Annotated in this window: 8 protein-coding genes; 7 read left to right on the top strand and 1 reads right to left on the bottom strand. The window is 64.5% G+C overall.

From position 1 onward, the window contains the following. Positions 1-98: 98 nt before the first annotated feature. From AC1D00_RS22310 to AC1D00_RS22285, 6 genes are all read left to right on the top strand, one after another. Positions 99-1,835, top strand: coding sequence for an adenylate/guanylate cyclase domain-containing protein (locus AC1D00_RS22310; protein ID WP_477012140.1), 1,737 nt, complete (start codon positions 99-101; stop codon positions 1,833-1,835). A 104-nt stretch (positions 1,836-1,939) separates the two neighbouring features. Beyond that, complete coding sequence (locus AC1D00_RS22305) at positions 1,940-2,116, top strand: hypothetical protein (protein WP_477012139.1); 177 nt, start codon at positions 1,940-1,942, stop codon at positions 2,114-2,116. A 153-nt stretch (positions 2,117-2,269) separates the two neighbouring features. Beyond that, positions 2,270-2,482: a hypothetical protein gene (locus AC1D00_RS22300; RefSeq protein ID WP_027548279.1), complete on the top strand. Its 213-nt coding sequence runs from the start codon at positions 2,270-2,272 to the stop codon at positions 2,480-2,482. A 114-nt stretch (positions 2,483-2,596) separates the two neighbouring features. Continuing rightward, entirely contained in the window at positions 2,597-2,854 is a 258-nt protein-coding gene (locus AC1D00_RS22295; protein ID WP_167770895.1) for a hypothetical protein, read from the top strand. A gap of 87 nt (positions 2,855-2,941) precedes the next feature. Then, positions 2,942-3,163, top strand: coding sequence for a hypothetical protein (locus AC1D00_RS22290; RefSeq protein ID WP_404556599.1), 222 nt, complete (start codon positions 2,942-2,944; stop codon positions 3,161-3,163). 168 nt (positions 3,164-3,331) lie between these two features. Continuing rightward, complete coding sequence (locus tag AC1D00_RS22285; RefSeq protein WP_404556598.1) at positions 3,332-3,913, top strand: hypothetical protein; 582 nt, start codon at positions 3,332-3,334, stop codon at positions 3,911-3,913. Between the two features lie 380 nt (positions 3,914-4,293). Here the strand turns inward: AC1D00_RS22285 and AC1D00_RS22280 are convergent, their stop codons facing one another. After that, positions 4,294-4,818 (bottom strand): hypothetical protein, encoded by a 525-nt coding sequence (locus AC1D00_RS22280; protein ID WP_404556596.1) that lies wholly within the window; start codon positions 4,816-4,818, stop codon positions 4,294-4,296. 227 nt (positions 4,819-5,045) lie between these two features. Between AC1D00_RS22280 and AC1D00_RS22275 the strand changes: the two genes are divergently transcribed. Then, positions 5,046-5,240: a hypothetical protein gene (locus AC1D00_RS22275; RefSeq protein WP_135175253.1), complete on the top strand. Its 195-nt coding sequence runs from the start codon at positions 5,046-5,048 to the stop codon at positions 5,238-5,240. Positions 5,241-6,155 lie beyond the last annotated feature (915 nt).

Genomic DNA, 6,155 nt, shown 5'->3' with positions numbered 1-6,155 from the left:
GTCCAGGGCGCCGCGAGGGCCAGATTGCGCGTGTTCCCGGGCTGAAATCCGGTGTATTGAGTTCCCCGACCTGTCCCTTCAGCCTTTGCCCCGAACCTATGCCGATTTTCAACCAGTCGATCCGGCGCAAGATCGTCGGCATCGCCCTCGGATTGATCGTCCTGATGCTGGTCACCTCGATCCTGTCGATGGTGATGTCGAGCCAGGTCGGCGTACTTCTTGACGAGCTGACCAACCGCTATATCCCGGCCTATGGCGATCTGGCGCGCGCCAATATTCGCTCGCTGGAGCGGTCGGTGGCGCTGCGGCGCATGGTCATGATGAAGATGCAGGCGTCCTCGGACGAGGAGGCCTATGYGGCGCGCCTGCGCGAGTTCGAGGAAGCGGATCGCAAGATCGAGGAGGAGGCCGAGGGCGCACGCAAGCTCATCAACGCGATCATCGACGACCCGAGGACGCCGTCCGACAATGCCGCGTTGGCGCGGATCGAGATCCGCATCGAGACTGCCGTCACCGAGCTGCGCCGCGACCTGAACGAGGACCACGCAAAGCTCCTCAAGCAGGTCGACGCCAAGCAGATGGCAGAAGCCCGCGGCACGCTGGAACACATCGATGCCATCCGCGACCAGTTCAACCAGAAGTTCGATGCGATCCGCGCCGACATGCTGACACAGGTCTTCGCCGCGACCTCGCAGGTGATCGGTCACCAGCGGCAGGCGATCGTCGTTTCGGGCATCGTGACCTTGCTCGCGGCGATTGTCGGATTTGCCTTTGCGCTGCTGGTGTCCAGCGGCATCACGCGGCCGGTGCGCCTTTTGCTCGCCGGCACCCGCGAGGTCGAGGCCGGGCGGTTCGACAAGACCATCGCCGTCTCGACCCAGGACGAGATCGGCGAGCTCGCGGCCGCCTTCAACCGCATGATCGAGCAGTTGCGCCACAACGAGCGCATCCGCGAGACGTTTGGCCGCTACATCGATCCCAAGGTGGTGCAGGGCCTGATCGAGCGGCCGGAGGTCGCCATGGACGGCCAGCGCCGGGTGATGACCATCATGTTCTGCGACATGAGCGGCTTCACCTCGATGAGCGAGGGCATGACCCCGCGCGGCCTCGTCAAGGTGATGAACCACTATTTCACGGTGATGTCGGTCCCGATCAGGAGCAATCGCGGCGTCATCGACAAATATATCGGCGATGCCATCATGGCCTATTGGGGCCCGCCCTTCATCGAGGAGGACGAGCCGGCGCTCCTGGCCGGCTGTGCCGCCATCGACATGGCCGACCAGGTGCCCGCGCTCCAGAGGCAATTGCCCGATCTGCTCGGCATCCGCGCCATGCCTGTGCCGTGCGACCTGCGCATCGGCATCGCCACCGGCGAGGTCCTCACCGGCAGCATCGGCTCCGAGCTGATGATGAGCTTCACCGTGATGGGCGATGCCGTGAACCTCGCCTCGCGGCTCGAGGCCGTCAACAAGGTCTACGGCACCCGCATCCTGATCGCGCAGGCGACCGCGGATGCGATCGGTGGGCGTCTCGAATTGCGCGAGATCGATCGTCTGGCGGTTGCCGGCCAGAGCGCGCCGCAGGCGATCTTCGAGGTGATGGCGAGGGCCGGCGCGCTCACCGCCGCGCAGGACGGCTTGCGCGCGCACTATGCCGAAGCTCTCGCCGCCTATCGCGCCCGCCGCTTCGACGAGGCCCGGGCCGCCTTCAACGCGGCGCTCGAAGCCGTCCCCGGCGACGGTCCCTCGCGTACGCTGCTCGCCCGAATCGCGCAGTTCGAGGCCGATCCGCCGGGCGAGGGGTGGGACGGCGCCTGGCGGCTGGAGCAGAAGTAGGCCCCGCGCGGGAAAAATTGATTCTACTCGATAACGATGTTCGTCGTGACCTATTTCCCGGGCTTAGGTTTGCCGTCCTTGAGGCGTTTGATGGGGACACGCCGATGACGGAACTTGAGGACAGGCTGGAACGGTTCGAGACGCTCACGGCCGAATGCGAGCTGATCGCCAAGCTCGCCACCGACAGCACCAAGCGCGAAYTCTATCTCAAGCTCGCCGAGCACTATTACCAGCTGGCGCGCGAGACGCGGGCTGCGGTCGCGTCCAGGGCTGCGGCCTGAAGGCGGCTGCAATCCGTTCTTAACATTTGGCACGCATCCTTTGAGGGCGTGAGCGTCGCGATTCGCGATGGCTCGCAGTGGGAATGCCGGGGCTCGTTGCAATGCAGCGCGTTCCGCTGATGTTGCTTTGCCGGTGTCTTACGGGGCAATCCCATGCGTCTTCTTGCGGTGCTCATCCTCGCGCTCATGACGGCGGCCTGCAACCAGGAGCAGGACATCACCGGCTCGACCGCAGCCTGCCCGGTGCGGAACTACAGCTCTTACAATCCCCGCGACATGAACCAGTGCGTGGCCGCCTGCAAGGCGTGCGACCATGGCAATACGGTGACCTGCACCACGTCCTGCACGCTCAAGGGCGCGCACTGAGCTGCCAGGGTTCGCCGGTTCCTCGGGCGTCGAGGGCTGACGGTGTCGGGACACCGGAACGATTCACATGACATAATCATTGGTAGGAGCAGGCAGGACGCGGAGTCCAATGGAATGGGTATGCTCGATCCCGGCCGGTTTCTGGTGTCGTGCTCGCAGTGCGACGCATGGCCGATGGCGGCCAACGTCAAACGCTCGAGCTGGTCGGCGTCGCCGAGCGAGGTCCGCTTCGTGTGCCCGCGCTGTCGCCGGGAGGAGACCGCGATCGTCTCCGCCTCGGGCGAATTGACGCCGATCAGGCGCATCGACATCCCGCCGCGTGACGTCACTGTGGCCTGGGCCCAGGCGCAGCGCCCGAGAGGCCGCACATAGGCGGCCGGCGCATTGCTCGATCCCGTTCGGGAACCCGGCCGATCGTCGGACGTTTCCGCCCCAACATCACCGATCGAGGCCGAGCGAATGATCAGCGAGCATTTCGACACCCGCACAAGGATCAACATGAAGCTGGCGCTGGATCGGATTTGCCGCGATCGCCCCGTGGGCGAGGATCATGCGTTCCGCAGGTCGGTCGCCGAGCACATCATCCGCTGCGCGCTGACAGGCCGGACCGGTATCGGTCAGCTCGTCGATGCCGGCGAGCGGGCGGTGGTCACGACGCGCGCGGCGCGGAAGCCTGCCTAGAGCATGATCCGGAAAAGTGCGAAGCGGCTTTTAACCTAAAGCGCGATGACGATTCATCGATTTCATCGTGGCTTTGGGGTTCGCTGAGTCCGCCGGTCGCGTCGCGAGGTGGATCGTGGCGGTTCAACTCACGACAAATGTGCTAGGATCAGCGCCAGGAGACCAATGATGGCCACTGACATGCTTTCGCCCCATGCCGACCGTTTTCGCCTTCACCCGGTCGCGCCGCGCCTCGCGCCGATGTTCGGCTTTGCGCTGCTGACGGTGTCATGCGCGCTCGCGAGTTTTGCGCTCGCCTGCGCAACGCCCTTTGCGGCCTTCTCGGTTGTCGCGGCCGCGATGCTGCCGCTGCGGCCGGCGCTGCTCGTCGTCACCGGCGCGTGGCTCGTGAACCAGTGCATCGGCTTCGGCGCGCTGCACTATCCGATCGATAGCAGCACGATGGCCTGGGGTTTTGTGATCGGCGCTGCTGCCCTTGTCGCGACCGCGGCCTCATCGGCCGTCCTTCGTATGCTGCCGCAAGGCCGCACGCCGTTGATGCTGGCGATCACATTCGTCGCCGCCTACGCGGCCTATGAGCTCGTGCTGCTCGCCGCGACGCCGGTCCTCGGCGGAGAGGGCGCCTTCACCGCGGCCATCGTGGCGCGGATCGGACTGACCAGCGCGGTCTGGCTCGCCGGCCTCGTCGCCGCCTGCGAGATCGTCCGCCTGGTCGATCCGTTCAGGCGCAAGGGAGCGATGTCGGTCTGAGCGGCGACTCTTAGCCCGGATGGAGCGAAGCGAAATCCGGGACCGCCGCAGCTTGTGAAAAGACCCCGGATTGCGCTTCGGTCCATCCGGGCTACGCGACCGCCTCAGCCGCGCCCCGTGCGTGGTTTCAACCATCGCGTGATCACAGCGCACGGCGTTTGACGGCTGCGCGGCAGCCTGTGCCTCTCGCTCGCATCTCTTGCGAAGGCAAGGACCTGCTGGCTGGATCGCCGCTGCTCGGGCGCACGTGCCATCCATTCGCGAATGACTGCGCGTCGTATCTTCGACTTCAACATATGAGGGGCTCCCGGGGGCGGGATCAAGAAGGGGCAGGATCAAGCCATGCGGCTGTTCCTGCCTCTTCGTGATCGGCAGCGTGCCTATGCCGCCTTTTGCATCGGGTACGCTTGCGAGCGTCGCGCGAGCAGGGCGCTGCCGCACGGATGTTCGGCCCCTTGCAGCACGACGAAGCCACGCTTCGCCACCGCGGCGCGGAGATCGTCCTTCGCCGCCGATTTCTGCGCGTCGAGCCAGATCACCAGCACGGCACGGGGCCCGAGGAAACCGTCGAGCCAATCCATCGCCGCATCGAGCGCGCTGAGCGGTCGTCGTCGCCAGTCCACGAGGGCTGCGTCGTACTGCGCGGCCGGGAGGCCACAATTGCCGGCCGACGCGGCCAGAAAATATCCGCGCTTTTGCAGATCCATCATCAATTCCATGCTCTTCGCGCCGACCACGACAATACGCTGCCCTGGCGAGCAGCCTGCGAGCGCGATCATCGGTTCGATGATTCTGTCGCTGACCCCTGAGATAGACATGAGTTCACCGGTTCGGTTGTTGTTGCCTTGGCAGGGCAGGCTGATCCTTGCGGGACAGATCGTGGCGGCATGGCCACTCTGTCGCACGGTCCGCGTTCCCTGCGATGCGTCACGCAGATAGGCGTGACCGGCTCGATATGTTGCCGCTTGCGATATGATTTCGAGATGAGCGTGGTGTTGATTGTATATGTTCGGCATAGGACTGGCGCGACCACTATGCCGTTCCTAGAAAAGGGCGGTCCGATCCCCATCGAATTTGGATTTGTCCGGCGTCATGTTCCGACGTGTAGCTGCAACTCTTGTTGGAGGCCAGAATGCCTGCATATCGCGCTTTTGTCGTGGGACGACACAGCGTACCGATCGGGGTGGTTCAGATGGACTGCATCGACGATGAAGCCGCGATCTCTCGCGCCGCGAAACTCGTCGACAGCCACGATGTGGAACTCTGGCAACTCGATCGTCCAGTCGCGAGATTTGAGGCGCTGTCCGGACAGATGCGCAGGAAATAGGTCGTAGCCTTTTCGGGTGTTGTCTTCCCGTCGCGTCGGGGGACGCTTGCCCGACGGGCAAAACATCGCGGACGCTGTCAATTCGCCTGCGCAAAAATATTCCACTTTACCGAAATTCGGATTTGTCGTATGTGTTCGCCCATCCCGGCTCATCCTTGAGGGGCGATCATGTGGTCGTCATTTTCGCGAGCCGGGCTTGCGGTGGACGCGGCAGCGTCGGGCGCGAGAGTTGCGGGCAGGGCGGATTGCTCTCCGTGAGCCCAAGRCTTCGTGCCAGACGAGCGGCGCTGWCAGGTTCGTCTCGCCAGCAGGTTTCCGGCTCCGTCGACAGGGCTGGRAAAACCGCGGCGAAATGGCGGGCCGTGCGTACGGCAAAACCGTGTGGTCCTGGCCGTCGTTGCTACGGTCAAGCTCTTGCGGAGGCGGCAGTCGCGTCAACCGGCGCGGTGYCGGTGAATTCCGCGAAGGCGAGGGAGGCCAGAACGAACTCGGCTCCCGGGAGARCACGGCATAAGCCGTCCGACCACTGCGCAGGGAAGGCCGAGTGATTGGCTACACCTGTATGCTGCTGTGCGGTTTCTGCGTGTGCMTTTTGCGCAGCAGACCGCGGGTGCCAGCTGGCACCCGGCCTTCCCTGTGCCCTCTTGGCTTAGAGGGCAGAGCGACGAAGCAAAGCTCGGGCGAATTGCGCCGCGAGGACGGGAAGGCATGTCTGCGACCACACCCTCGCTGTCATCGCCCGCCTTGTGCGCACTTGCGCATTGGGGCGGGCGATCCAGTATTCCAGAGGCGGTTGTGATGGAGCCGAGAGGCCGCGGCGTACTGGATTCCCCGCCTTCGCGGGAATGACAGTTGTATTTGGAGGACGAAGTCGCTGCCTCATACTCCGTCATTGCGAGCGCAGCGAAGCAATCC

This window comes from Bradyrhizobium sp. P2_E8 (assembly GCF_056403875.1).
This window is presented reverse-complemented; position numbering and strand designations above follow the sequence as displayed.

What these genes read in the sequence shown, in the direction of transcription:
- AC1D00_RS22275 (WP_135175253.1), top strand. Translation starts at nt 5,046, where the DNA reads ATGCCTGCATATCGCGCTTTTGTCGTGGGACGACACAGCGTACCGATC.
- AC1D00_RS22295 (WP_167770895.1), top strand. Translation starts at nt 2,597, where the DNA reads ATGGGTATGCTCGATCCCGGCCGGTTTCTGGTGTCGTGCTCGCAGTGC.
- AC1D00_RS22285 (WP_404556598.1), top strand. Translation starts at nt 3,332, where the DNA reads ATGGCCACTGACATGCTTTCGCCCCATGCCGACCGTTTTCGCCTTCAC.
- AC1D00_RS22300 (WP_027548279.1), top strand. Translation starts at nt 2,270, where the DNA reads ATGCGTCTTCTTGCGGTGCTCATCCTCGCGCTCATGACGGCGGCCTGC.
- AC1D00_RS22290 (WP_404556599.1), top strand. Translation starts at nt 2,942, where the DNA reads ATGATCAGCGAGCATTTCGACACCCGCACAAGGATCAACATGAAGCTG.